The following is a 26,128-nucleotide window of genomic DNA, read 5'->3' as shown; positions in this document are numbered from 1 at the left end:
TTTCTCAATAAACTGAGATTTAGACAACGAAATGCAGATTTTTCTTGAAAACCAGCATATATATAGATTGCTATTTTAGTTACATTTTGTTAACTTCGTCTCCTTTTACACCGAGGGAGACACCATGAACAAACTTTTGGCATCCGCCGCGCTGGCGCTCAGTGGTCTGGCGTTCACTGCCGCCGCCCAAGCCGCGCCGCTGCAGTGGACCTTGAAGGACGTGACCTTTGACGATGGCGGCACGGCCACCGGCTCTTTTGTGTATGACGCCGACAGCGACACCTACAGCAATGTGCAGCTGAGCACCACGGCAGGCAGTGTCGGAGGAGCTTCGGAATTTCGCAGCAAATGTGTCACGCCCCACTGCATCAACGCCTTGCCGGAGCTCATCTTTGTCGCCTCCAGCAACCAGAGCGACCTGACCAATGTGCCCTACCTCGATATTGAACCGTCGGCACCTCTCACCAATACGCCGGGTACGGTCGAGCTGGTGTTTGGTATGTCCACCACCTGCGGCAATGCAGCCTGCTCCACCAATGGCCCCGGATTGCGCGCGTTCTTCAGTGGCCAGCTCGTTGGGATACCCTATATCGCTCCACCTGCTGCACCCACCAGCGTTCCGACGCTGAACCCATGGGGCCTGGCCGGACTCAGCATGCTATTGGCCGCATGGGCCTTGCTGTATCGCCGCCGCGCATCCTGATATAGGGCGGTTCCTTTTCCCCGGACATCCAGCCATCTGCACTGGTCCTTTACCCAGCCCTGCCTGCGAGTAAACCTCCAAGGGTGCCTCAAGACACTCCCTGACATTCAGGCAAGCAATATGTAAGGATAAGTTGATAGAATGTAAAGATTAACAACGGGGATATGATGATTTTCAAGAAGATTGCATTGGTTGGCGCCTTGCTCGGCACTGGTTTGGCACAGGCCTTTGCGCCGCAAACAGGCACCTGGATTGTGACCAGCGAAGTCAATGGCAAGCCAGGCCGTGGCTTGGCGATTGATGTGCAGGACAATACCTTGGTTATGCAAATGTATGCATATGATGCCAGTGGTAACGCTACGTTCTATATGACCAGCGGCACCTTGGCGAATGACCGCTACTCTGCGCCCCTGAACAAATACCGTGGCGGCCGTTATCTGGGCAGCGGAGACCTGTCGGGCAAAGAAGACGGCAGTGCTGGCAACGTTTCGATCCGCTTTGAGTCGGGCACCAAGGGGTACATCACCCTGCCTGGCGAGACCGAGAAAGAGATCTCCCGCTTCAATTTCGCCTATGGCAATAATCCAGAAGGCCTCAAAGGAATCTGGATTTTCAGCCCACTCAATTCGCTGACGCCGACCTCGGACTTTTTCAGACTTGAAAAAGTGCAGGCCCCAACGGCCGATGGCAATGGCGTGATCACTACTGCTGCAGGCACTTTTGGCTGCGAATACCAAGTATCTGGAAGCGCTGCCGGAACGGTGATTTGTGCAAAGGTGAGTTCGGCTGGCAGGTTGCTCGGTGGCTACCAGTTCACCTACAGCGTGAACGAGGGTGAAGGCTATTACCTCAATAGCGCTGGCGTACGCGCCTCCATCGCGACCATGCACCGCTTGGCCAATCGCGCAGATACGGGAACGGGTATTGTCCTCAAAACGGAAGCGAATGACGACAGCGCGGCCCCGCAGGTGAGCCCAGAGCAACTGCGCCAGGCAATCGAAAGCGTGGCAGCGCAAGTGGAATAAGCGGCAGCACGCTGCGAGCAAACACCACCAAACCGCCCTAGGGCGGTTTTTTTATGGGCGATTTCGCCGCTGCAGACGTTTGCAGCTTTGGCCCCAAACGGCGCAGCCCATTTTTGACATCGCCAGGCTTGGCGAGCCACTAAACTGGCCCACTACCGATAAATCAGGACATGCTTTGATGCGGACACCTTATCTATTTGCCTGCCCTTAGAACCTGTTCAATGTCTCCTCGCGCCGCGACAGTGTCTTTGCGGGATAGGATGCTAGGCGCGGGGCGCAGCCAATAGCAAGCTATTGGCAAGCGCTGCAACGCCGCAGACCGCCCCTGCCCGGGCGGCCGCAAAGCCCCTGTCCCTAAGGGTTGGAGTGAAATCGGGCGATTTCTTCGCGCTGGCCCTTGCTTGCCCCCCAGTGCAAGCTGCGTTCCATCCCTTCGAACTCTTCCCGATTGCACTCCAACGCGCCTGCGTAGAGACTTTGAACAGGTTCTTAGCCTTGGCACTCATTGCCTGCCAGCAAGAGAAGCCCAAAGCCACAACGCAGGCAGCCACCAAACCCACATTTACGGCGCCAAGCGTGGATATAGCAACCCCCGACAAGGCGGTGAAAAGCTGGTGGGCCTTGGTGGATGCAAGGGCCAGCTTTAAACACCAAGAGTGCACACAAGCCCCTAATGCCGAGCAAGCAGCGCTGCGGCAAGCCCAGTTGCGCTTGAGCACTGGAGCCGTCAAGAGCTATCTGCAACAAGACCCCAACTGCACGTTGTATACCTACGATCGCAGAATCGATCGCGTAGATATGGAAACGGAATCCAGAGCCTTGGTTGTCGCCACGATCAAGAACATTACCCGCCCGAAAGAAGGACAGTCGATAGCGGGCAATTACGCAGAAGGTGGAACCGTCGGTGCCGAATACCGCTATGTGCTATCCCGCGAGGATGACGGCTGGCGTGTGGACGACATTTTCCAGTACGACGAGGTCAACAAGCTCATGGGACGTGACCCCTGGAAACAGGAATACAAGCGCAACTCGTCCGAGCTGTACCTGCTGATATTCAATCAGTAGCCAGCTGGGGAGAGAAGGCGCCCCGTTCTCGCCCGAAGCTTAGCGCCAATAGGTATGCACCAGCGACTTGATCTGCACCAAGGACGGTAGCCGCGCCGCACTGCGGCGCACCGCCTGCGTCAACGGCAGGCCACCCGCAACCCACAGCACCGTATCGTGCGGGTGCCAATCCTGCTGCGCCAGCCATTGCAGCACTTGCGCAATCTCCAGCTGCGACGCACCGGGCACACCGCCACGCAGCCAGGTGACGTTTATGCCGGAAAATGCGGGCAACAAGGCCGCCTGCTCCTGGGCATCGGACACCCACAGCAGCACGGTGGTGGACGGGTACGCTCGCCGCGCCTGTGCAATGCGTGCCGCTGCGGGCAAGGCGCAAGCATCTGCCACCAGCACGCAATGCTGTGCTTGCGACACCATGCCGCCGGCCGGGCTCAGCACGCCCACCTCGGAGTCCGGCTCGGCGCTGGCAGCCCAGACGGCACCAGGCCCGGCCATGTGCGGATCGGAATGGCCCGTGCCATGGTGGAGCAAGGCATCGACTTCGAGCCAGCCCTCTTCAGGATCCATCGCGCTGATCGTGTAGGTGCGGCGTGCCAATGCCGGTTTGCCGGCAGGCCAATGCAGGCGGTTGCCATCGGCCAGGGTCGGCCATGCCGGCGCTTGGCCGGGCTCGGGCAAGAGCATGCGCACATGCAAGCCACTGGGAGCAAAGGCGCTGATATCGCCCGCCGCCAGGCGAATGCGGCGCATGCGCGGCGACAGCGCCTGGTTGCTGAGGACACGCATCACTTGCAGCCTGGAGGTCGCAGGCGGGGCATCGCCTTCCCAGACCAGCTCCCAACTGCCCTCCACCCAGGCCATCTGGTCGGCGAACTCGGCCAGGTGCTCGGCCAAAGACAGCTGCATCAATTCCCCCATGCGCGGCGCCACCGGTTGCAGCAGGCAATCAATGCCGCTGGCGCTGGTTTGCTGCAGCCTGGCCGTGCCCACATCGGCCAAGGCCAGCAACAAGGTGCCCGCTTGGGGCTGGCTCACGTCGATGCCCTCATCGCGCCAATGCTGCAGCAACCAGTCCACAAACGCGCCGGCTTGCGGCAGATGGATATGGGCCTTGCGTACGAGCGTCTGCGGCACCGTCATATGCGTCTCCCGGTATCGGCAACCACTTGCGCATGGCGCCGCAGCAACGCAGCGGTGGCCAGCCAGCAGCCCACCGCAATCGCCGTCGCCATCGCAAACAGTCCAGAGAACTCGAAGTGCTTGGCAATGAATCCGCCCGCCATCGCGCTCAGCATATAGCTCAGCAACTCGGCGCAGACAAAGATCGAAAAATCCGTACCCGGCTGCTGGCGGCTGGACGAGGCCATGAACAGCGCATACAGCGCCACCATCTCCATATAACGATGCACGCTCAAACCCACGGCGAGGACTGCCAACGATGTGGTGCCCCCCAGCCAGTGCAACGAATGCGCCAGGAACAACGCAAAGGCCAGCACACGCAAGGCACTCAAGCCCAGCAGCACCTGGCTGCGGCTGCGCTGCCGCAACCACTGTGCCGCCAGCCAACTGCCCAGCAAGCCGGCCAGCGCAGCGCCACTGCCGGCAATCACCCCCACTTCGCTCAAGCTCAGGCCGCTGTGCAGCAGGTAGCTGCTTTCCATGGAGCGCAGCATGCCTTCACTCAGCCGATAAACAGCGGCCAGGCCCAGAATCGCCCAGACACCGGGGCGCACAAAGAACTGCTGGATGCTGGGGCGCGCAGGCTCTGCAGCAGCGCTGTCTTGCGCATCCTCCTCGGCGGCAGCAGGCATGCCTTCGTCCATCCACGGCAGCGCCAGCAGGGGCAGCAAAGACAGCGCGGCCATCAACAGCATGGTGGCTTGCCAGCCCCACTGATCGACCAGGGCCATGGCCAAGGTGCCGCCCAGCAGCACACCACCGGCCACCGATGCGGCCTGTATCGCATTGCCCCGGCCCAGCTCATCGCTGCGCAGCTGCTGCGTGGCATAGCCGTCGGTGGCGATATCCTGCGTGGCGATGCTGAGCGCCAGACACATGCCGATGCAGACAATCGTGGTGATGGACGCCTGCGGCCCCACCCAGGCCAGTGCGCCAATCGCCAGCACCGACGCCAGCTGGGTGCAGACAATCCAGCCCCGGCGGTGGCCCCAGCGCAGTGGGCGCAAGCGGTCCACCCAGGGCGCCCACAAAAACTTCAGCACCAGCGGCAGCATCAGGATGGACAGCATACCCACCTGCTGCAAAGGCATGCCGGCAGCGCGCAGTGCGGCGGGCACCGTCATGATCATCAGATACGACGGCACGCCCTGCGCAATATAGAGCGCCACCAGCACCGCCCAAAACTGCCAGGGGCGATGCGCCGCGTTCAAGCTTGCGCCCTGGGTTTGCACACCTGCCGCCATCAGTATTCAACGCTGTAGTTCAGCGAGAAGGTGCGCCCGCGGCCATAGAACGCAAAGGTTTGCGGTGACACCGCACCCACGCCGTACAAGGCCATCGCGCGCTGCGACCAGGTCGTCAGGTACTGCTTGTCCAGCAGGTTCTGGATACCGACGTTGAGGCGGCCGACCGGCAGCTTGACGCCACCCATCAGGTCCAGCACCGTGAAGCCATCGATCTTGCCCGCGCTGTCATCCTTGAGCCTGAACATGTGGGAGGCCTGCAGGCGCAGTTGCCAGGGGTTCGGGCTCCACTGCACATAGGTCGACAGCTTGGAGGGGCTCGCCGTCATGATGGACTGCTTGGCCCAGCTGCCGTTTTGCCGCGTCTCCGAGCGGATCCACAGTGCATTGCCACCCAGCGCCCAGTTCTTGGCAACGGCAACGTCCAGGCTTCCTTCCCAGCCGTAGTTGCGCCGCTTCTCATCGAGCACATTGATGGTCACATTGTTGTTGGCGTTGTTGAGCTGCAAGGTCTGGTCAGACCAGGCATAGAACAGCGCAGACTGCAGCTTGACGGCACCGCTGGCCTGCTTGAAGCCCCATTCCACCTGCCGCGTCTTGATGCCTTGCAGCGGAGAGCTTTTCGGATCGATGCCGCTGACCAGTTGCCAATGCGTGCCATTGGCCTGGTAGTTGCCCTGGCCATAGTACTTGCCTGGGTCCGGCAGCTCAAAGCCTTCGGCGTAGTTGAGCCAGGTGCTGCGCGCAGCATCGATCTGGTAGCGCGCCCCCAGGTTGAACAGGCTCACGTTGTAGCTGTTCTTGCCGCCAGGGATCGCATCGGCCGAGTTGCCACGGCCCAGCAGCATGTAGAGCTGCTGGGTGTAGCCCACAAAATCGTCCACCTGCAAGTCGGTGCGTTGGTAACGCAGGCCGCCGTTCAAAGTCCACTGCGGGTTCAGCTTCCACTCAGCCTGGGCAAAGGCTGCAGCGGTATTGACGCGGTAGCCCGGGTAGCGGCCGGTGCTGCCGATTTGCCGGTTGACCATGCCGCCGCTGGCCAGCGCCTGCGCGGTATCGAACACGGTGGCACTGCCATCAAAGCTCTCGCGGTCCCAATCCAGGCCATAGCGCACACTCAGGTCGCCCCAGGACTGGGCCAGCGCGGCCTTCAGGCCCCAGGTGTCTGTGTTCTGGTGGGAGGCGGTCACAACGGAGCTGGGGAAAGGCGCAAAGTCCAGCTTCTCCTGCCGCCAGAAGGCCTGCAGATACAGGTCCTGGTCGCCCCAGACCTTGGCGGCATGGTAGTCGGCATTGAACATGGCCCGCTCGGTCTGCGGCATCACATCGCTGACAAAGCCGCCCCGCTGCTCCAAGAGCTCCGGCTTGCCACCCATGATGCCTACCAGGTTGGGGCCGCCATACAGGTAGGAGGAACCATCAAAGCGGTTGCGGTAGTACTGCGCGGTCAGGCCCAGGCTTTGCTCGGGGCTGATCTTGATCTGCACATTGCCCAGCACATCCACCCCCTTGGTGTTCTGGGCATCGGTCTGGGCAATGTCGGTGCGCACCGGCTTGCCCTTGCCGTCATAAAAACTGCCATTGTTTTGCAGCGCGATGCCCAGGCGCGCCTGCACCTGCTCATTGCCACCGGCAATGGATTGGGCCAGCCGGTATTGGTGGTCGCGCGAGCCCTGGAAGCCGGAGGTGACCCCCACTTCGCTGCCCAGCTGCAGGCCAGCGGCGCTGCCTTTTTTGGTGATGATGTTGACAATACCGCCGGTGGCGCCGCCCCCGTACAAGGCGCTGGCACCTGACAGCACCTCGATACGGTCAATATTGAACGGGTCGATCGCATCGAGCTGCCGGGCCGTGCCGCGCGAGCTGTTGAGCGAGACGCCATCGACCATGACCAGCATGGTGCGCCCGCGCAGGTTCTGGCCAAAATTGCTGCGCGACTGCCCGCCCAGGTCAATCCCCGGCACCAGCTGCCCCAGGGCCTCGGCCACACTTTTGCCAGCCGTCACTTGCTGCTGCAGTTGTTCGCTGTCGATGACCTGGGTGGTCTGCGCCAGCTCGCTGCGGATGCTGGGCGCGGCCGATGCCACCACATGCTGCACCGCCAATGGGGTGTCTGCCTCGGCGCCTTCAGACTCTGCGGCCGCAGCCGCCATCTGTGCCTGCGCGCTGCTGGCCAATACCCCGATAGCCAGGCTGATGGGCGCCATCGTCCATCCACCACCCCATTTGTTCCGCTGAGCTGGGACCGACCGCCCCTGATTTTGCATAGCTACGCCTTTTGTTCTCTTACAACGACAGCGGAAAAGCTTAATTGGAAGAGAATGGGAAGTCTTTTCTCTTGAGAACAATTCTCATTTAAATGAAACCCAAGGCCGCATTTCTCAGCAAGGACCAGGTGCTCAGCCAGTGGCAGCACTGCATGTGGGCGCATACGGTGAGCGAAGCACAGGCGCAAGAGTTGGTGCACGCCCATCTGCAGCTGCGCCATGTGCATGCGGGCCAGTACCTGTGGAAGGCGGGCGACGTCCCCACGGGTTGGACCGGTGTCACGCGCGGCGCAGCCAAAATCTGCGTGCCCACGCCCGATGGCCGCTCCATCACCTTGTGCGGCTATGCGGGCAGCTGGTTTGGAGAAACCTATTTGCTACGCCCGCACATGGCCATGGACTGCGATGCCATCGCCTTGCATGACCTGACCATGCTGACATTGCCTGCCCACGCCTTCCACGCGCTGCGCCGGCAATCTGCCACGTTCAGCCAGTTTTTGCTGGAGCTGATGGCCGAGCGCAGCCACCAATTGATGCGCCTGCTGACCGCCAAGCAATGCCTGAGCGTCACCGGCCGGGTCGCGCAAAGCCTGGGCTCCCTCATCACACCGCTGAACTTTCCCTTCCCCGATGCCGGCTTGCTCAACATCACCCAAAGCGAGCTGGCTGATTTCTGCCAGGTCTCGCGTGCCCGCTTCAATGAAGCCTTGCTGGAGCTGGAAAAGCAAGATTTGCTGGAAGTGGGCTACCGTACGGTGCGGCTGAAAGATATTGAGGGTTTGAGGCGCTACGAGTACTGAGGAGACTTTGGCACTTTTATCATCCGTTGACCAAGGCAGCCCCAGGCGCATTTGTCCGGCAGTCTCGGCTTGGATGACGGCCCAACAGACAGAGAATGGGAACGCGGCCATGGGGCTCAAGCCTCTGCTGCTGCACCGGTGTTCGCAGCAATACCGATGCCCAAAAGAAAAAGCGCCCACTGAAAAACCAGTGAGCGCCTTTTTGGCTTGTATGGTGGAGCTGGCGGGAATTGAACCCGCGTCCGTCAGCCTTCGTCGAGCAGATCTACATGTTTAGTGTTCTGGTTTGAATCTCGCCTGCAAAGCCGCGCAGACACACGCTGCATTGCAAGCCAGTACCCTTGGATCTTGCCATCTACCAAGGTACCCGGTAGACGGCCAGCTGATGTAAATTCCCTTGCAGCCGGGAGGTATTGCTACCCCCTTGCCCAGCCCATCAACATACTGTTGCAAGGCTCACCGGATTTAAGCGGCGAGTGCGAAACGTTCGTCGTTTGCAGTTAGTTTTTTGAACGGAGATTTACGAGCGTCATTCAAGCTCGACATGCACCACACCGATCCCGAACCCACGTCGAAACCAGGACAGCCCCATAGCATCTATTTTAGGCCAGATTCAGCCGTTTCAAGAGCTCGTGTGGAGAATTGATGACATCATCGGCCTCCCAATGCGCGACCGACTGCTTTTCGCCCAGGTAGCCGTAGACAGCGGCGACGGTGTGCATGCCGGCGGCCTTGCCCGCGATGATGTCGCGCTCGTCGTCACCCACATAGACGCAGTCCTGCGGATCGACGCCAATGCGGCGTGCTGCTTCAAAGAGCGGCTCGGGATGGGGCTTGGCATGCGGTGTGGTGTCGCCACTCACGACGGCGCCGGCACTGGCAAACAAGGCCATCTGGCGCGACAGCGGCTCGGTAAAGCGCTTGGACTTGTTGGTCACCACGCCCCAGTGCAGCTGGCGCGCCACAATGCTGGCCAGCATGTCGGACACGCCATCGAACACGGTGGTGTCTTGCGTCATGCGGCGTTCGTAGTTCTGGAAGAACTCCTCGCGCATCGTGGGGAACTCGGCATCCTCGGGCTGCATGCCAAAGGCCACGCGCAGCATACCGCGCGCGCCCGATCCGGCATACGGCCGGTAATCGGCCATCGGCAAGGATGGCATGCCTCTTGCCACCCGCATCTGGTCTGCAGCGGCGCCCAGATCCGGGGCGCTGTCAATCAGGGTTCCGTCCAGGTCGAACAGAATGGCGCGTATCGATCTTTGCATCAGCCGGGCTTTCGGGTTGCGATCATGTAGTTGACGCTGGTGTCTTCATTGAGCCAGTAGCGCTGCGTCAAGGGATTGAACTGCAGGCCCTTGCTGTGCGCATGCACCAGGCCGGCGCTGCGGCAGTAGTGGGCCAGCTCCGAGGGACGGATGAACTTGGCAAACTCATGCGTGCCCTTGGGCAGCATCTGCAAGATGTATTCCGCACCTACAATCGCCAGCGCAAAGGCCTTGGCATTGCGGTTGATGGTCGAGAAAAACACCCAGCCGCCGGGCTTGACCAGGTCATGGCAGGCCTGGACCACCGATGCGGGGTCGGGCACGTGCTCGAGCATCTCCATGCAGGTGACGGTATCAAAGCTCTCGGGCTGCAGCTGTGCCAGCGTCTCGACGGCGATTTCCTGGTAGGTGATACTGGGGGTTTGCGCCTCCAGCGCATGGAGCTGGGCCACGCGCAGCGCCTTGGTGGCCAGGTCGATGCCGGTCACGGTGGCGCCCTTGCGCGCCATCGAGTCGCTCAAAATGCCGCCGCCGCATCCCACATCCAGCACCTTCTGGCCATTCAAGGGACTGAAGGCATTGATCCACTCCAATCGCAGTGGATTGATCTGGTGCAAGGGTTTGAAGTCACTGTCCGGATCCCACCAGTGCATGGCGAGCTCGGAAAACTTGGCCAATTCGGCCGGATCGGCATTCACAGTCTGGTTCATGGCCTGATTGTCCACCATCTGCAGGCGCATTCAGGCATAAAAAAAGCCCCACGAATGGGGCTTTTTTGCGCAGGGGCAGAAGAATTACTTCTGGGTGCCCACCACTTCGATTTCCACGCGACGGTTCTTGGCGCGGCCAGCTGCAGTCTTGTTGTCTGCCACTGGTTGCTTTTCGCCCTTGCCTTCGGTGTACACGCGGCTCTTGTCGATGCCCTTGGACACCAGGTAAGCCTTCACAGCTTCAGCGCGACGCACGGACAGCTTTTGGTTGTAAGCATCGGAGCCGATGGAGTCGGTGTGACCCACAGCGATGATCACTTCCAGGTTGATGTTCTTCACCTTGGAAGCCACATCGTCCAGCTTAGCCTTGCCTTCTGGCTTCAGCACCGACTTGTCGAAGTCGAAGAATGCGTCAGCAGCGTAGGTGACCTTTTGGGTCTGGGCAACTGGAGGAGCCACTGGAGCTGGTGCAGGAGCAGCTGGGGTAGCAGCAGGTGCTGGTGCGGGTGCTTCAGCAGCCTTCACCAGGGCACCGTCGCAGCCTTCAGCAGCGGTAGCAGGGGTCCAGTTAGCATCGCGCCAGCACAGTTCGTTGGTACCGTTCTTCCAGACCAACTCACCACTGCCGTTTTGCCAGTTGTCAACTACTTTGCCGCCATCAGCAGCCTTAATTTGTGCTCCAGCGGCGGTTGCAAGCGCTGCAGAGGCAAACAACATCGCCACTTTGTTCAGTTTCTTCATGGTTCTCCTCTTGGGGAAAAAGCCGCAGCCGCGCTGCGAATCAAGACGTCGTCAGTGACCATCACCAAAAACGTTCTTACTTATTGTGCCATAGGCGTACCGGATCGCCATAGTTATCTGTAGCGCCAACGGTAAGACAAAAGCGCATTGGGCCTAGAATGTTGCCCACATGCAACATCAGCTTGCGCCTAAAATGCCTCTTGTACTTCGCCACCTATGCACGCACTATGACCCAGTTTGCTAAAGAAACATTGCCGATCAGCCTGGAAGAGGAAATGCGCCGCAGCTACCTCGATTACGCGATGAGCGTGATCGTTGGCCGCGCTCTCCCAGATGCCCGTGACGGCATGAAACCGGTGCACCGCCGGGTTCTGTATGCGATGCATGAGCTGAACAACGATTGGAACCGCCCTTATAAGAAGAGCGCGCGTATTGTGGGTGACGTGATTGGTAAGTACCACCCGCACGGTGACAGCGCCGTCTACGACACCATCGTGCGCATGGCCCAGGATTTTTCGCTGCGCCATATGCTGGTCGATGGCCAGGGTAACTTCGGCTCGGTGGACGGCGACAGTGCTGCGGCCATGCGGTATACCGAAATCCGCCTGTCCAAGATCGCCCATGAAATGCTGGCCGATATCGACAAGGAAACCGTGGACTTCGGCCCCAACTATGACGGCTCCGAAAGCGAGCCGCTGGTGCTGCCCGCGCGCGTTCCCAATCTGCTGATCAATGGATCGGCCGGTATTGCGGTGGGTATGGCCACCAATATTCCTCCGCACAACCTGAATGAAGTGGTGGATGCCTGCCTGCACCTGCTGCACCACCCCGACGCCTCGGTCGATGACCTGATGGAGATCGTGCCCGCGCCCGACTTCCCCACCGCCGGCATCATCTACGGCATCAATGGCGTCAAGGAAGGCTACCGCACCGGCCGCGGCAAGATCGTGATGCGCGCCAAGGTGCACTTTGAAGATATCGACAAGGGCCAGCGCCAGTCGATCATCGTCGACGAGCTCCCCTACCAGGTCAACAAGAAGACCTTGCAGGAGCGCATGGCCGAGCTGGTGCATGAGAAGAAGATCGAAGGCATCAGCCATATCCAGGACGAATCGGACAAGTCCGGCATGCGCCTGGTGATCGAGCTCAAGCGCGGCGAAGTGCCCGAGGTGGTGCTCAACAACCTGTACAAGCAGACCCAGCTGCAGGACACCTTCGGCATGAACATGGTGGCGCTGGTCAATGGCCAGCCCAAGCTGTGTAACCTGAAGGACCTGATCAAGGTCTTCCTGGAGCACCGCCGTGAAGTGGTGACGCGCCGCACCGTGTATGAGCTGCGCAAGGCACGCGATCGCGGCCATGTGCTCGAAGGTCTGGCTGTGGCGCTGGCCAATATCGATGACTTCATCGCCATCATTCGCAATGCGCCCACACCCCCGGTGGCCAAGGCCGAGCTGATGACCAAGAGCTGGGACAGCAAGCTGGTGCGCGAGATGCTCACCCGCACGCGCACCGATGGCGGCGTCATCAATGCCGACGACTACCGCCCCGAAGGCCTGGAAGTGGAATTCGGCATGCAGCAGGACGGCCTCTACCGCCTGTCCGAGACGCAGGCGCAGGAAATCCTGCAAATGCGTCTGCAGCGCCTGACCGGTCTGGAGCAGGACAAGATCGTTGCCGAGTACAAGGACATCATGGCGGTCATCGAAGACCTGCTGGACATCCTGGCCAAGCCCGAGCGCGTCTCGACCATCATCGGCGAAGAGCTGGTGGCCCTGAAGACCGAGTTCGGCCAGACCAAGCTGGGTGCACGCCGCAGCCAGGTGGAATACAGCGCGCAAGACCTGTCCACCGAAGACCTGATCACCCCGACCGACATGGTGGTGACCTTGTCGCACACCGGCTATATCAAGAGCCAGCCGCTGAGCGAGTACCGCTCGCAAAAGCGCGGCGGGCGCGGTAAGCAGGCCACCGCCACTAAGGAAGACGACTGGATCGACCAGCTCTTTATCGCCAACACGCACGACTACTTGCTGTGCTTCTCCAACCGGGGCCGCCTGTACTGGCTCAAGGTCTGGGAAGTGCCTGCCGGCTCGCGCGGCTCGCGCGGTCGCCCCATCGTCAACATGTTCCCGCTGCAGGACGACGAGAAGATCAACGTGGTGTTGCCGCTGACCGGTGAATACCGCAGCTTCCCGGCCGATCACTATGTGTTCATGGCCACCCGCATGGGCACGGTCAAGAAGACCTCGCTGGACGAGTTCAGCAACCCGCGCAAGGCCGGCATCATCGCCGTGGGCCTGGACGATGGCGACGTGCTGATTGGCGCGGCGCTGACCGAAGGCCGCCACGATGTGATGCTGTTCAGCGATGGCGGCAAGGCCGTGCGCTTTGATGAAAACGATGTGCGCCCCATGGGCCGCAATGCGCGCGGCGTGCGCGGCATGAACATCGACGACAGCCAGAACCTGATCGCGATGCTGGTGGCCGAGCAGCACCCGGCCGAAGTCGAAGCGCGCAAGGCCAAGGACGCGCTGGACAACCTGCAGATCCGCGACAAGGAATTGCAGGACGCCCAGGCACCAGCGGCTGACATTGACGCGGTGCGCAAGCAGATCGACGACGCCCGCGCTGCGCTGGAAGCGGCCGACCTGGCGGCCATTGCCGCACTGGGCGAGCTGCCACGCGAGACCTTGCACAGCGTGCTGACCGCCACCGAAAACGGCTACGGCAAGCGCACCTCGATCGTTGAATACACCCGCCACGGCCGTGGCACCAAGGGCATGATCGCGATCCAGCAGTCGGAACGCAACGGCAAGGTCGTGGCCGCCACCCTGGTGAGCCCGGATGACCAGATCATGCTGATCACCGACACCGGCGTGCTGGTGCGCACCCGGGTGGCCGAGATCCGCGAGATGGGCCGCGCCACACAGGGCGTGACCCTGATCAGCCTGGATGCAGGCGCCAAGCTGAGCGGGCTGCAGCGCATTGTCGAGAACGATGCGCAGGCGGACGAGAACGCCGAGGCTGACGGTGCCGATGGCGCCGAAAACGCCCAGGGGGCGGACGGCAACGACGCCGCAAGCCCGGCAGACGGCTCCTAAGCCCGCACAGAAAAAGCCATGTTGCGACATGGCTTTTTCCTGCCCTTTATGCTCCTTTTTCCATAGCTATCACCGCTCGCTGTGCGAGCCAACAAGGCCTTCCATGCAACGCCCCTATAACTTCTCGGCCGGTCCGGCCGCCATCCCTGAAGACGTGCTGCAGCAAGCAGCCAGCGAGATGCTGGACTGGCGCGGCAGCGGCATGAGCGTGATGGAGATGAGCCACCGCGGCAAGGAGTTCATCTCGATCTGCGAGAAGGCCGAGGCCGATTTCCGCCAGCTGCTGGCCGTGCCGAAGAACTTCCACATCCTGTTCATGCAAGGCGGAGGCCTGGCGGAAAACGCCATCGTGCCGCTGAACCTGTCGCAAGGCGGCGCCGTCGATTTTGTCGTCACCGGCAGCTGGAGCCAGAAGTCGACCAAGGAAGCGGCCAAGTTCTGCAACGCTGCCGTGGCTGCGACCGACGAAGCCCAGGGCTTTACCCATATCCCCGACCCCGCCAGCTGGAAGCTGCGTGCCGATGCGCGCTATGTGCACATCTGCAGCAACGAGACCATCAATGGCGTGGAGTTCCAGCAGCTGCCCGACCTCGCCAGCCTGGGCTGCCAGGCGCCGCTGGTGATCGATTTCTCGTCGCATGTGGCATCGCGCAAGGTGGACTGGAGCCGCGTGGGCCTGGCTTTTGGCGGCGCGCAGAAGAACCTGGGCCCGGCGGGCCTGACCCTGGTCGTCGTGCGCGACGACCTGCTCGGCCACGCGATGGCCATGTGCCCCAGCGCCTTCAACTACCGCTTGGTGGCCGACAACCAGTCGATGTACAACACGCCACCCACCTGGGGCATCTACATTGCCGGCCTGACCTTTGAATGGATCTTGCGCCAGCAAGAAGGCGCTGCCAGCGGCGTTGCCGCGCTGGAAGCGCGCAACAGCGCTAAGGCCGAGCTGCTCTACCAGGCCATCGATGGCTCGCAGCTCTACGAGAACCGCGTGGCGCGCGACTGCCGCTCGCGCATGAATGTGCCCTTCTTCCTCAAGGATGAGTCACGCAACCAGGCATTTCTGGATGGCGCCAAGGCGCGCGGTCTGCTGCAGCTCAAGGGCCACAAGTCGGTCGGCGGCATGCGCGCCAGCATCTACAACGCCATGCCACTGGCAGGCGTGCAGGCGCTGGTGGACTATATGCAAAGTTTTGAAAAACAGGGCTGATCAGCAACGCCCCGGTTTTGCCCGGGAAACACTCTTACGTTATTCTTACTGGCTGGCAGTCTCCCCGGGAGCTGCCCGCATCGCACACCCAGGCCACCATGAGCACTTCACCCCAAGCGTCCCCCGAACTCGCCGCACTGCGTGTCCAGATTGACAATCTCGACACGCAGCTGCTGACCTTGCTGAACCAGCGCGCCCTGGTTGCCGAACGGGTGGGCGAGCTGAAAAAGCGCGAAGGCACGCCCTTCTTCCGCCCAGACCGGGTCGCCCAGGTCATCCAGAAGATTGAAAACGCCAACCCTGGCCCCTTGAAGGCCGCCCATGTCTCGGCCATCTGGCGCGAGATCATGTCCGCCTGCCTGGCGCTGGAATCGCCCCAGCGCGTAGCCATCCTGGGCCCGGCCGGCACCTTCTGCGAAGAAGCGGCCATCCAGTACTTTGGCGGCGCTGCCGACATCAAGTACTGCAACAGTTTTGAAGAGGTCTTCCATTCCACCGCTGCTGGCAGCGCCCAGTTTGGTGTCGTCGGTGTGGAAAACTCGAACGAAGGCGTGGTCACGCGCTCGCTGGACATGTTCCTGCACACGCCCTGCCATGTGGTGGGCGAGGTGAGCCTGCTGATCCGCCACAACCTGATGCGCACGACCAACTCGCTCGAAGGCATCGAGGTCGTGGCCGCGCATCCCCAGGCGCTGGCGCAGTGCCAGGGCTGGCTGTCCAAGCACCTGCCCCATGCCGAGCGCCGCCCGGTCGAGAGCAATGCCGAAGGCGCGCGCCTGGCGGCCCTGCACCCGAACATGGCCGGCATCGCCGGCGAGCGTGCGGCCCAGCAGTACGGCCTGCACATCATCAGCCACGCCATCCAGGATGACGCCTACAACCGCACGCGCTTTGCCATCATCTGCCTGCCCCACACGCTGGCCACGCCCGAGCCCAGTGGCAAGGACTGCACCAGCCTGGTCGTCTCGGTGCCCAACCGGCCCGGTGCCGTGCATGAGCTGCTGATGCCGCTGAGCAAGCATGGCGTGTCGATGACGCGCTTCGAATCCCGCCCGGCCCGCACCGGCCAGTGGGAATACTATTTCTATATTGATCTGGACGGCCACCCGTCGCAGCCCCATGTGGCCAAGGCCCTGGATGAGCTGCGCGCGCTGTGTGCGTTCTACAAGGTGCTCGGCGCCTACCCTGTCGGGAGTTGAATCGGTGAAAAAGTTTGAACATATGGCGCTGATCGGCTGCGGGCTGATGGGCGGCTCATTTGCCCTTGCAGCCAAACGGGCGGGGCTGGTCAAACGCATTGTCGGCTACAGCAAGTCGCCATCCACCACCAGCCGCGCGCGCCAGATGGGCGTCATTGATGAAGAGGCCAGCTCGGCCCTGCAGGCCGTCTCGGGCGCCGATCTGGTGCTGCTGGCCATCCCGGTCGCCTCGACCGAGTCGACGCTGGCCAACATCAAGCACCTGATCAACCCCGACACCCTGGTGATGGATGTCGGCTCGACCAAGATGGATGTGGTGGCTGCCGCGCGCCGCGCACTGCGCGACCGCTTTGGCTGCTTTGTGCCGGCCCACCCGATCACCGGCAAGGAAGTCTTTGGCGTGGACCACGCCGACGTCAACCTCTACCGCGATGCCCAGGTGGTGCTCACCCCGACTGAGCTGACCAAGGTCGCCCAGCTGCGCCAGGCCGAGGCCATCTGGAAGGCCATTGGCACCCATGTGACCAGCATGGCGCCCGAGCAGCACGATGCCGCATTGGCCGCCAGCAGCCACGCGCCGCACCTGGTGGCCATGGCCTATATGAACTCGCTGCTGTCGCAAGACGGCGCGCACCGCATGCTGTCGCTCGCCGGCCCCGGTTTTCGCGATTTCACCCGCATTGCCGCGGCCGAGCCGCAGATGTGGCGCGATATCTTCCTGGCCAACCGCAGCGAGATCCTCAAGCAGATCCAGTCGCTGCAGCACATGCTGGGCAGCTACGAGGCCGCGTTGCTGAGCGACGACCAGCCCGCGCTCGAGCAGCTGCTGCGCGAGGCCAGCGGCACCCGCGCGCAGTGGAAGCAGGGCAAGCTCTACACGCCAGAGTCGCTGTCCAAGCACAAAACCACCGCTTGATCGGCGCAGCACCAGCACTGGCCCAGCCGGTGGACCGATAATAGCCAGTGGCGCTACCTGATAACGGGCAGCGCCACCTTCGTTTGCGACCACCGCGCCGCCTGCGCAGCAGGCCTGGCGCAACCACCCCACAGCAGAGCCCCGCCATGTTCTCCACTGCATTTCTCGATATCCCCGCCTTGCAAAGCGCCCATGGTGAAGTGCAGCTGCCCGGCTCCAAGAGCATCTCCAACCGCGTGCTGCTGCTGGCCGCGCTGAGCGCGGGCACCACCACCATCCATGACCTGCTCGATTCCGACGACACCCAGGTGATGCTGCGTGCGCTCGAGCAACTGGGCTGCGCCGTGGTGCGCAGCACCGACCCGGCCCACCTCAACAGCTACCACATCACCGGCATTGCCGGCCAGCTGGCGCCCGCGCTGGCCGCCCGCAGCACCGCGCTGTTCCTGGGCAATGCCGGCACGGCCATGCGGCCGCTGACCGCTGCGCTGGCTTTGCTCGGCGGCCAGTTCGAGATGAGCGGTGTGCCGCGCATGCACGAGCGCCCCATCGGTGACCTGGTCGATGCGCTGCGCCAGCTGGGCTGCCAGATCGACTACCTGGGCAACGAGGGCTTTCCGCCACTGCGCATCCAGCCCGTGACGGCCGCGCAGCTGCAGCTGAACACGCCCATCACCGTGCGCGGCGATGTCTCCAGCCAGTTCCTGACCGCCCTGCTGATGGCCCTGCCCTTGGTCGCCACGCGCCAGGACATCGTGATCGAAGTCGCCGGCGAGCTGATCTCCAAGCCCTACATCCATATCACCCTGGAGCTGCTCAAGCGCTTTGGCATCCAGATCAAGAATGAGCAGTGGCAGCGCTTTACCGTGTTGGCCGGCAGCCGTTACCAGTCGCCGCACGAAATCCATGTCGAGGCCGATGCCTCGTCGGCCAGCTACTTCATCGCGCTGGGCGCCATTGCCGCCAGCAAGGGCAGCCGGCCCAATGCGCAGGGCGGCACCTCCAGCGTGGACCGGGTCGTCAAGGTCGTGGGCGTGGGCGCGCAGTCGATCCAGGGCGATATCCGCTTTGTCGATGCCGCCCGTGCGATGGGTGCGGCCATCACCAGCGGCCCCAACTGGCTGGAGATCCGCCGGGGCGCCTGGCCGCTGCAGGCCATCGACATGGACTGCAACCACATCCCCGACGCAGCGATGACCCTGGCCGCGATGGCGCTGTACGCCAATGGCACGACCACCTTGCGCAATATCGCCAGCTGGCGCGTCAAGGAAACCGACCGGCTGACCGCGATGGCCATCGAGCTGCGCAAGCTCGGCGCTGTCGTGGTGGAAGGCGCGGACTACCTGACCATCACCCCGCCCGCGAACCGCGAGGCCTGGAAGCCCGCCAGCATCCACACCTATGACGACCACCGCGTAGCGATGTGCTTCTCGCTGGCCGCCTTCAACCCCGCCGGCCTGCCGGTGCGCATTGAAGACCCCAAGTGCGTGGCCAAGACCTTCCCCGGCTACTTCGAGGCCATGTTCTCGGCCGTGCGCGCCGTGCCCGGCTCGATTCCGGTGATCTGCATTGATGGGCCCACCGCCTCGGGCAAGGGCACCGTGGCCTCGGCCGTGGCCGAGCAGCTGGGCTACCACCTGCTTGACTCGGGCGCGCTCTACCGCATCACCGGCCTGGCCGCCACCCGCGCCGGCATCCCGATCGATGCCGAGCATGCCAGCCAGATTGCCGCGCTGATTGCGCAGATGGACATCCAGTTCGGCGCCGACCATGGCGTGCGGCTCGATGGCGAGGACATCAGCCTGGCCATCCGCAGCGAAGAAGCGGGCATGAACGCCTCCCTGGTCTCGGCGCTGCCCGCCGTGCGCCAGGCGCTGGTGCAGGCCCAGCATGATTTTCGCCAGCTGCCCGGCCTGGTCGCTGACGGCCGCGACATGGGCACGGTGATTTTCCCGCTCGCCCCTTTGAAGGTCTATCTGACGGCCAGCGCCGCCAAGCGCGCCGAGCGCCGCCATAAACAGTTGATTGAAAAAGGAATACCGGCTACAATAGCCGACCTTCGTGCTGACCTTGAGGCGCGGGACGCGCGCGACATGAACCGCGCCACCGCCCCCTTGCATGCAGCGCAGGATGCATTCTTGCTGGACAACTCCGAGATGAGCGTGGACAACGCGGTCGCTCAGGTGCTGTCCTGGTGGGAAAAGCGACAGCCGTTTGGCAAAGAACAGGCCTGAGGCGCCCACCGCGCCCCTTCTCCTGCCTTTGGCGGCGGTGTTACCCGCCCCTGCAACCTTCTACTGGTGGATCTAACCGCCATGGGTTGCCGGGTTGTTTAACTTTGAACCCCGTGGTGTCACAACCACACAACCTGCACGGCCAGCCATAAAAACGTCAGCAATAGTGCTGCCGGAAACCTGCCCGTGTCTAAGGAAATACATGTCTGAATCTTTTGCCGCCCTTTTTGAAGAGTCGTTGACACGCACCGAAATGCGTCCTGGCGAAGTGATCACTGCTGAAGTCGTGCGCGTTGAGCACAACTTCGTGGTGGTGAACGCCGGCCTGAAGTCCGAAGCCTATGTGCCAATCGACGAATTCAAGAACGACCAGGGCGAAATCGAAGTCCAAGTGGGTGACTTCGTGTCCGTGGCCATCGGTTCCATCGAAAACGGCTACGGCGACACCATTCTGTCGCGCGACACCGCCAAGCGTCTGGCTTCCTGGCTGGCCCTGGAAAAGGCGCTGGAATCGGGCGAATTCGTGACCGGTACCACCTCCGGCAAGGTCAAGGGCGGCCTGACCGTTCTGGTCAACGGCATCCGTGCCTTCCTGCCAGGCTCGCTGATCGACACCCGTCCGATCAAGGACCTGACCCCTTACGAAAACAAGACCCTGGAATTCAAGGTCATCAAGCTCGACCGCAAGCGCAACAACGTGGTGCTGAGCCGCCGCGCTGTGGTGGAAGCCTCGATGGGCGAAGAGCGCGCCAAGCTGATGGAAACCCTCAAGGAAGGCTCCATCGTTCAAGGCGTGGTCAAGAACATCACCGAATACGGTGCGTTCGTGGACCTGGGCGGTATCGACGGCCTGCTGCACATCACCGACATGGCATGGCGCCGCGTGCGTCACCCATCCGAAGTGGTGACCGCTGGCCAGGAAATCACCGCCAAGATCCTGAAGTTCGACACCGAAAAGAACCGTGTCTCGCTGGGTCTGAAGCAAATGGGCGATGATCCATGGATGGGCGTGTCGCGCCGTTATCCATCGAGCACCCGTCTGTTCGGCAAGGTCACCAACATTGCCGACTACGGCGCGTTCGTGGAACTGGAACCAGGCATCGAAGGTCTGGTGCACGTGTCCGAAATGGACTGGACCAACAAGAACGTTGCGCCTTCCAAGCTCGTGACCCTGGGCGACGAAGTCGAAGTCATGGTTCTGGAAATCGACGAAGACAAGCGTCGTATCTCCCTGGGCATGAAGCAGTGCAAGGCCAACCCATGGCAAGAATTCGCGCAGAACACCAAGCGTGGTGACCGCGTGAAGGGCCCGATCAAGTCGATCACCGACTTCGGCGTGTTCGTGGGCCTGGCCTCGGGCATCGACGGTCTGGTTCACCTGTCTGACCTGTCGTGGAACGAAACCGGCGAAGCCGCGGTTCGTAACTACAAGAAGGGCCAGGAAGTGGAAGCCATCGTGCTGGCCGTGGACGTGGACCGTGAGCGTATCTCGTTGGGCATCAAGCAGCTCGACAGCGATGCATTCACCACGTTCGCTACCGTGAACGACAAGGGCCAGATCGTGACCGGCAAGGTCAAGTCTGTGGATGCCAAGGGCGCTGAAATCGACCTGGGCGACGACATCGTCGGCTACCTGCGTGCTTCCGAAATCTCGGTGGACCGCGTGGAAGACGCACGTTCGGTGCTCAAGGAAGGTGATGAAGTTACCGCCGTGGTGACCAATGTGGATCGCAAGAGCCGCAGCATCTCCCTGTCCATCAAGCAGAAGGACCACGCTGAACAGCAAGAAACCATGGCTTCGCTGTCGCAGCAATCGTCCAAGGAAAATGCTGGTACCACCAGCCTGGGCGCACTGCTGCGCGCCAAGCTGGACGCCGACAAGTAATTGACGGCTCCGCTACCGACCCATGCCTTGCCCGTCTTGGTATAGTCGGTAGCTTGCAGACAAGGTGGGCGCCCAGTGCGCCCACCAACGCTTTGACTATTTGATTCACGAAGATTCCACATTCGTATGACCCGATCCGATCTGATTGAAGAGCTTGCCGCTCGATTCCACCAGCTGACGCAGCGGGATGCGGAGCAGGCCGTCAAAACGATTCTGGAGGCCATCGAAGACTCGCTGGTACGCGGACAACGCATCGAGATCCGTGGCTTTGGCAGCTTCACCATCACCCACCGCCAACCCCGCCTGGGCCGCAACCCACGCAGCGGCGAAGCCGTGCAGGTGCCCGCCAAGCGCGTCACCCACTTCAAGCCAGGCAAGGCCTTGCGCGAATCGGTGGACGACCCCAGCAACATCCTGACCTCGACCGCCAGCCCCAAGAACAACGACGAATAAAGCGCCGGCTGAACCACCCGGATGGCCCATCTGCCGCTGGCAGTTGGCAGCCAGCCCAACGAACGCTCCCTGTGGGGCGTTTTTTTATGCCTTGCTATTGCCCACGTTCCCCACGTTGCCCGCTTTCGCAGAGGTAGCTGTGCGGCACACTGCGGATCTGCACCAGCGCTATGCTGGGCGATCCACCCCGTCGCACCATGCCGCAACACCCCCTACCCGGCTCCCTGGACCAAGACCTGCTTCAAAATCTGAACCAGGATCTGGCCCAAACGCTGGCCCAGCACCCCAACCGGCGCCAATGGCTGCAAGGTCTGGGCGCCCTGGGCCTGGCCGCCCAGTTGCCGGCCATCGCGCAGACAGGCAGCGATTCGCCTCTGGCCATGGCCCCCTGGCCGGTCTCGGAGCAGCTGTTTGGCCTGGGCGTTGCCAGTGGCGAGCCCGATGCCAGCAGCGTGGTGCTGTGGACGCGGCTGCTGCCCAGCGCCAGCGCGCCCTTGCTGCGCCCGGTGGCGGTGCACTGGGAGCTGGCCCAGGATGCGCAGTTCCGCCAGATCCTGCGCCAGGGCGAGGCCATGGCCAGCCCGGACGGCGGCCACAGCGTGCATGTGCTGGCCCAGGGGCTGGAGGCCGACCGCTGGTACTACTACCGCTTTCACTGCCAGGGCCAGACCAGCGCCACAGGCCGCACCCGCACCGCGCCAGCCGCTGGTGCGGCGGTGGCCCGGTTGCGCCTGGTCTATGCCTCCTGCCAGCGCTGGGAGCATGGCTACTACGCCGCCTGGCGCCATGCGCGCGAGGACGATCCCGACCTGGTCGTCTTTCTGGGCGACTACATCTACGAATACGCCTCTCCCGCATCCGCTGCCAAGCAACAGCGCAGCCAGCTCGCGCGCCTGCAGCCGCTCTCCCATGCCGTCAGCCTGCAGGACTACCGCGACCGCTATGCGCTGCACAAGAGCGACCCGGACCTGCAGGCCATGCATGCGCACTGCCCCTGGCTGGTGACCTGGGACGACCATGAGGTTGAAGACAACTATGTCGGCGACGATGGCGTGGGCCAGGTCCAGGCCTTTGTCGCCAAGCGCATGGCCGCCTACCAGGCGTTTTACGAGAACATGCCGCTGCGCGCCTCAGTCGCCTGCAAACAGGGTGGCCTGGCCCTGCCCCCGGTCCACACGCCGCTCTACCGCCAACAAAGCTGGGGCGCCTTGGCCGCGATGTGGGTGCTGGATGCACGCCAGTACCGCGATGCCCAGGCCTGCCGCGCAGTCACCGAAAAAAGCCCGGCCTCCGTCAAGGGGGCAGACTGCCCCGACCTGGCGCGCAACAGCCGCAGCTTTCTGGGCTGGAGCCAGGAGCGCTGGCTGGCAGCGCAGCTGGCAGGCAACAGCGCGGCTATGCCCGGGAGCCGGCGCTGGAGCATCATCTGCCAGCAAACGCTGTTTGCGCCTCGCCACTTTCCCAACGGCCGCACCAGTGCCGATACCTGGGATGGCTACCCCGCCGCCCGCCAGCGGCTGCTGCGCGCTATGGAGCAAGCGCAGCTGCGCAACACCGTGCTGCTGGGCGGCGACATCCACCAGAACTATGTCTGCCGCATCCAGGATCCGGAGAGCGCTACTCCAGAACGCGTGCTGGCCAGCGAATTCTGTGGCACCTCGATCAGCTCGCACTCGGGCACCACCCAGGCCCGGGTCGATGCCATCGTGGCCCGCAACCCCCATGTGCTGCTCGCCCGCTGCGATGAGCGCGGCTATGGGCTGTGCGACATCACCCCCAAGCTTTGGACCACCCAGCTGTGCGTGGTCAACCAGCCGCAGTATGCGGACAGTGCCGCCCACACCTTGGCTCGCTTTGTGGTGGAGGACCAGGTCGCCGGGCCGCAATGGGCTTGATCCTGGACTGATCTTGCCGCCGATCCCGTAGCCCTGGGCAGCCTACATTCTGCAACGCCCTGGGGACCTTCTAGCGGCGCTGTCCGCTACGCCTGTCGCGGCAAAGCGGTTAGCATGCCAGACATTGCCGCCACAACAAGGAGATCGCCATGCCACGACTGTCCCCGGGGTCCCGCACCCGCCGCCCGCATCTGCCGCCTTCCCGCACCACGGCCAGCCGCTGGTCGCCGTCTCTGGCGGCAGTCGCTACGGCGGCCTTGCTGGCCGCCTGCAGCAGCCAGCCCCAGCTGCAATACCAGCCCCCGATGGCATCCGACCAGCCCGAAGGCAGCTCCGGCTGGACCGACAAGCCCGGCTGGGCTACCGAGCAATACGCGGTAGCCGCTGCCAACCCCTTGGCCACCGATGCCGGCTACCAGGTGCTGCAAGCGGGCGGCTCGGCCATCGATGCGGCCATTGCCGTGCAACTGGTGCTGGGCCTGGTCGAGCCGCAATCGAGCGGCATCGGTGGTGGCGCCTTTTTGCTGCATGCCCAAGGCAGCCAGGTCGAGGCCTATGACGGCCGCGAGGTGGCGCCGATGGCCGCTGACGAGAACCTGTTCATGCGTGACGGCAAGCCCATGGCCTTTCATGATGCGGTGGTGGGCGGCCGCTCGGTGGGCGTGCCCGGCGCCATCCGCATGCTGGAGATGGCGCACAAGGAGCACGGCAAACTGCCCTGGGCCAGCTTGTTCGAGCCGGCCATCCGCCTGGCCACCGATGGCTTCAAGGTCAGTGCGCGTGTGAACGCGCTCACTGCCCAGGAGAAATTTCTGGGCCAGGATCCGGTCGCCAGCGGCTACTTTCTCGATGCCCATGGCAAGCCCTGGCCCGTGGGCCATCTGCTGAAGAACCCCGAATACGCCGCCGTGTTGCAGGGCATCGCCCAGCACGGCTCCAAGGCGCTGCTCGAAGGCCCGGTGGCCGAGGCCATCGTGCGCAAGGTGCAAGGCCATGCCAGCAACCCCGGCAAGCTCAGCCTGGCTGATCTGGCCGCCTACCAGCCGCTCAAGCGCCAGGCGCTGTGCAGCGATTATTCGCCCAGCGCTGCAGGTGCCCCGGCCAGCCAACCGGCATCGACCCGCAGCTACCGCCTGTGCGGCTTTCCACCGCCCAGCTCGGGCGGCATTGCGGTGGCGCAAATCCTGGGCATCCTGGCCAACACCCCGGCGGGGCAAATGGGTCTGGGTGCCGACGGCCTGCCCAGCGCCGACTGGCTGCACCTCTATGCCGAGGCCTCGCGCCTGGCCTTTGCCGACCGCAACCAGTATGTGGCCGACCCGGCCTTTGTCGGCGCGCCGGCAGGGGATTGGTCGAGCATGCTTAGGCCCGATTACCTGGCCCAGCGCGCCCGCCTGATTGGCGCGCGCAGCATGCAGCAAGCCCAACCCGGGCGGCCAGGCAGCGTGCAGATGGCTTACGCCAGCCAGCCCTACCAGCAGGAATACGGCACCAGCCATATCAGCATCGTGGACCGCTACGGCAATGCGATTGCGATGACCACAACCATCGAAGACCAGTTTGGCTCGCGCCAGATGGTCAACACCGGTCGCGGTCTGGCTGGTGGCTTTCTGCTGAACAACGAGCTGACCGATTTCAGCCTGGCGCCGCGCGATGCGCAGGGCCAGCCCATCGCCAACCGGGTCGAGCCCGGCAAGCGCCCGCGCTCGTCGATGGCGCCCACCCTGGTGTTCGACAAGGCCACCGACCGCCTGGTGATCAGCGCCGGCAGCCCCGGCGGCGCCTGGATCATCCACTACACCACCAAGACCTTGTACGGCATGCTCAACTGGGGCCTGATGCCGCAGCAGGCCATCAACCTGCCCAATTTTGGCAGCCTCAACGGCCCCACCGTGCTGGAGGAAAAGCGGTTCCCCGCCGCCACCGTGCAGGCCCTGCAGGCCCGTGGCGCCGAGGTGAAAGAGCAAAACCTGACCAGCGGCCTGCAGGCGATCTCGCGCGGCGAGGCGCATGGCAAATCCTGGTGGTTTGGCGGTGCCGATCCGCGCCGCGAAGGCATTGTCATGGGCCAGTAAGCGCCCCCTCTGCTTGCCAACCCACGGGCCGCTTGCGGCCCGTTTTTTATCTGCCTGCCATGTACAGAGACTGTCCGCAGCCAACCCTAAAAAGCCTGCTACACCTGGTCACATAGCGCCTGGGCACCGCATTGCTGATTTTGCAGCCCGCCCTCTAC

19 protein-coding genes and 1 other RNA gene are annotated in these 26,128 nt (G+C 62.9%); 13 read left to right on the top strand and 7 right to left on the bottom strand.

Annotation, left to right across the window (positions count from 1 at the left end):
* Nucleotides 1–124 precede the first annotated feature (124 nt).
* The 3 genes from H928_RS30220 to H928_RS0115600 all read left to right on the top strand — a co-directional run bounded on the left by H928_RS30220 (nt 125) and on the right by H928_RS0115600 (nt 2,793).
* A complete protein-coding gene (locus H928_RS30220) occupies nt 125–703 on the top strand; it encodes an IPTL-CTERM sorting domain-containing protein (protein WP_021027349.1) in 579 nt (192 codons plus the stop codon).
* 164 nt (nt 704–867) lie between these two features.
* Entirely contained in the window at nt 868–1,728 is an 861-nt protein-coding gene (locus H928_RS0115605) for a hypothetical protein (protein ID WP_021027348.1), read from the top strand.
* Between the two features lie 495 nt (nt 1,729–2,223).
* On the top strand, nt 2,224–2,793 hold the full coding sequence (locus H928_RS0115600; protein ID WP_148293179.1) for a hypothetical protein: 570 nt from the start codon (nt 2,224–2,226) through the stop codon (nt 2,791–2,793).
* Nucleotides 2,794–2,832: 39 nt separating this feature from the next.
* Here the strand turns inward: H928_RS0115600 and H928_RS0115595 are convergent, their stop codons facing one another.
* The 3 genes from H928_RS0115595 to H928_RS0115585 are packed head-to-tail and all read right to left on the bottom strand — an operon-like array spanning nt 2,833 to nt 7,423.
* Entirely contained in the window at nt 2,833–3,933 is a 1,101-nt protein-coding gene (locus H928_RS0115595) for a siderophore-interacting protein (protein WP_021027346.1), read from the bottom strand.
* Nucleotides 3,930–5,183 (bottom strand): MFS transporter, encoded by a 1,254-nt coding sequence (locus tag H928_RS28160; protein ID WP_158400551.1) that lies wholly within the window; start codon nt 5,181–5,183, stop codon nt 3,930–3,932. Before H928_RS28160 ends, H928_RS0115595 begins: the two co-directional genes overlap by 4 nt.
* Before the next feature lie 32 nt (nt 5,184–5,215).
* A complete protein-coding gene (locus tag H928_RS0115585) occupies nt 5,216–7,423 on the bottom strand; it encodes a TonB-dependent receptor (RefSeq protein WP_021027344.1) in 2,208 nt (735 codons plus the stop codon).
* Between the two features lie 152 nt (nt 7,424–7,575).
* Between H928_RS0115585 and H928_RS28155 the strand changes: the two genes are divergently transcribed.
* Entirely contained in the window at nt 7,576–8,283 is a 708-nt protein-coding gene (locus H928_RS28155) for a Crp/Fnr family transcriptional regulator (protein ID WP_021027343.1), read from the top strand.
* Between the two features lie 212 nt (nt 8,284–8,495).
* Here H928_RS28155 and ssrA read toward each other — a convergent pair.
* The 4 genes from ssrA to ompA form a co-directional block, all read right to left on the bottom strand.
* Nucleotides 8,496–8,873: a transfer-messenger RNA gene (ssrA, locus tag H928_RS30930) on the bottom strand.
* Between the two features lie 12 nt (nt 8,874–8,885).
* Nucleotides 8,886–9,551 (bottom strand): HAD-IA family hydrolase, encoded by a 666-nt coding sequence (locus H928_RS0115575; protein WP_021027342.1) that lies wholly within the window; start codon nt 9,549–9,551, stop codon nt 8,886–8,888.
* The gene (gene ubiG / locus H928_RS0115570; RefSeq protein WP_027011002.1) at nt 9,551–10,261 is read right to left on the bottom strand and encodes a bifunctional 2-polyprenyl-6-hydroxyphenol methylase/3-demethylubiquinol 3-O-methyltransferase UbiG; all 711 of its coding nucleotides are present in this window, start codon (nt 10,259–10,261) and stop codon (nt 9,551–9,553) included. Before ubiG ends, H928_RS0115575 begins: the two co-directional genes overlap by 1 nt.
* Nucleotides 10,262–10,345: 84 nt before the next feature.
* The gene (ompA, locus tag H928_RS0115565; RefSeq protein ID WP_021027340.1) at nt 10,346–11,002 is read right to left on the bottom strand and encodes an outer membrane protein OmpA; all 657 of its coding nucleotides are present in this window, start codon (nt 11,000–11,002) and stop codon (nt 10,346–10,348) included.
* A 227-nt stretch (nt 11,003–11,229) separates the two neighbouring features.
* On the opposite strand from ompA, the gene gyrA reads away from it, so the two are divergent.
* From gyrA to H928_RS0115520, 9 genes are all read left to right on the top strand, one after another.
* Nucleotides 11,230–14,106 (top strand): DNA gyrase subunit A, encoded by a 2,877-nt coding sequence (gyrA, locus tag H928_RS0115560; protein WP_027011001.1) that lies wholly within the window; start codon nt 11,230–11,232, stop codon nt 14,104–14,106.
* Nucleotides 14,107–14,209: 103 nt separating this feature from the next.
* The gene (gene serC, locus H928_RS0115555; protein WP_021027338.1) at nt 14,210–15,313 is read left to right on the top strand and encodes a 3-phosphoserine/phosphohydroxythreonine transaminase; all 1,104 of its coding nucleotides are present in this window, start codon (nt 14,210–14,212) and stop codon (nt 15,311–15,313) included.
* Between the two features lie 98 nt (nt 15,314–15,411).
* The gene (pheA, locus tag H928_RS0115550; RefSeq protein ID WP_021027337.1) at nt 15,412–16,512 is read left to right on the top strand and encodes a prephenate dehydratase; all 1,101 of its coding nucleotides are present in this window, start codon (nt 15,412–15,414) and stop codon (nt 16,510–16,512) included.
* A 22-nt stretch (nt 16,513–16,534) separates the two neighbouring features.
* Nucleotides 16,535–17,428 (top strand): prephenate dehydrogenase, encoded by an 894-nt coding sequence (locus H928_RS0115545; protein WP_043340473.1) that lies wholly within the window; start codon nt 16,535–16,537, stop codon nt 17,426–17,428.
* Between the two features lie 146 nt (nt 17,429–17,574).
* Nucleotides 17,575–19,662, top strand: coding sequence for a bifunctional 3-phosphoshikimate 1-carboxyvinyltransferase/cytidylate kinase (locus H928_RS0115540; protein WP_021027335.1), 2,088 nt, complete (start codon nt 17,575–17,577; stop codon nt 19,660–19,662).
* Between the two features lie 202 nt (nt 19,663–19,864).
* A complete protein-coding gene (gene rpsA / locus H928_RS0115535; RefSeq protein WP_021027334.1) occupies nt 19,865–21,547 on the top strand; it encodes a 30S ribosomal protein S1 in 1,683 nt (560 codons plus the stop codon).
* Between the two features lie 126 nt (nt 21,548–21,673).
* On the top strand, nt 21,674–22,000 hold the full coding sequence (locus H928_RS0115530; RefSeq protein ID WP_021027333.1) for an integration host factor subunit beta: 327 nt from the start codon (nt 21,674–21,676) through the stop codon (nt 21,998–22,000).
* A gap of 197 nt (nt 22,001–22,197) precedes the next feature.
* Complete coding sequence (locus tag H928_RS0115525) at nt 22,198–23,895, top strand: alkaline phosphatase D family protein (protein ID WP_084635830.1); 1,698 nt, start codon at nt 22,198–22,200, stop codon at nt 23,893–23,895.
* Nucleotides 23,896–24,044: 149 nt separating this feature from the next.
* Nucleotides 24,045–25,970 (top strand): gamma-glutamyltransferase family protein, encoded by a 1,926-nt coding sequence (locus H928_RS0115520; protein ID WP_084635825.1) that lies wholly within the window; start codon nt 24,045–24,047, stop codon nt 25,968–25,970.
* Nucleotides 25,971–26,128 lie beyond the last annotated feature (158 nt).

Source organism: Comamonas sp. B-9, assembly GCF_000410635.1.
GTDB lineage: Bacteria > Pseudomonadota > Gammaproteobacteria > Burkholderiales > Burkholderiaceae_C > Comamonas.
This window is presented reverse-complemented; position numbering and strand designations above follow the sequence as displayed.

Bases quoted from the DNA above. Each gene is read 5' to 3' on its own strand.
- H928_RS30220 (WP_021027349.1), top strand. From the start codon at position 125: ATGAACAAACTTTTGGCATCCGCCGCGCTGGCGCTCAGTGGTCTGGCG.
- H928_RS0115575 (WP_021027342.1), bottom strand. From the start codon at position 9,551: ATGCAAAGATCGATACGCGCCATTCTGTTCGACCTGGACGGAACCCTG.
- gyrA (WP_027011001.1), top strand. From the start codon at position 11,230: ATGACCCAGTTTGCTAAAGAAACATTGCCGATCAGCCTGGAAGAGGAA.
- H928_RS0115520 (WP_084635825.1), top strand. From the start codon at position 24,045: ATGCCACGACTGTCCCCGGGGTCCCGCACCCGCCGCCCGCATCTGCCG.
- H928_RS0115605 (WP_021027348.1), top strand. From the start codon at position 868: ATGATGATTTTCAAGAAGATTGCATTGGTTGGCGCCTTGCTCGGCACT.
- ompA (WP_021027340.1), bottom strand. From the start codon at position 11,002: ATGAAGAAACTGAACAAAGTGGCGATGTTGTTTGCCTCTGCAGCGCTT.
- H928_RS28155 (WP_021027343.1), top strand. From the start codon at position 7,576: ATGAAACCCAAGGCCGCATTTCTCAGCAAGGACCAGGTGCTCAGCCAG.
- rpsA (WP_021027334.1), top strand. From the start codon at position 19,865: ATGTCTGAATCTTTTGCCGCCCTTTTTGAAGAGTCGTTGACACGCACC.
- H928_RS0115545 (WP_043340473.1), top strand. From the start codon at position 16,535: ATGGCGCTGATCGGCTGCGGGCTGATGGGCGGCTCATTTGCCCTTGCA.
- H928_RS0115595 (WP_021027346.1), bottom strand. From the start codon at position 3,933: ATGACGGTGCCGCAGACGCTCGTACGCAAGGCCCATATCCATCTGCCG.
- pheA (WP_021027337.1), top strand. From the start codon at position 15,412: ATGAGCACTTCACCCCAAGCGTCCCCCGAACTCGCCGCACTGCGTGTC.
- serC (WP_021027338.1), top strand. From the start codon at position 14,210: ATGCAACGCCCCTATAACTTCTCGGCCGGTCCGGCCGCCATCCCTGAA.
- H928_RS0115540 (WP_021027335.1), top strand. From the start codon at position 17,575: ATGTTCTCCACTGCATTTCTCGATATCCCCGCCTTGCAAAGCGCCCAT.
- H928_RS0115525 (WP_084635830.1), top strand. From the start codon at position 22,198: ATGCCGCAACACCCCCTACCCGGCTCCCTGGACCAAGACCTGCTTCAA.
- H928_RS0115530 (WP_021027333.1), top strand. From the start codon at position 21,674: ATGACCCGATCCGATCTGATTGAAGAGCTTGCCGCTCGATTCCACCAG.
- ubiG (WP_027011002.1), bottom strand. From the start codon at position 10,261: ATGAACCAGACTGTGAATGCCGATCCGGCCGAATTGGCCAAGTTTTCC.
- H928_RS0115585 (WP_021027344.1), bottom strand. From the start codon at position 7,423: ATGGCGCCCATCAGCCTGGCTATCGGGGTATTGGCCAGCAGCGCGCAG.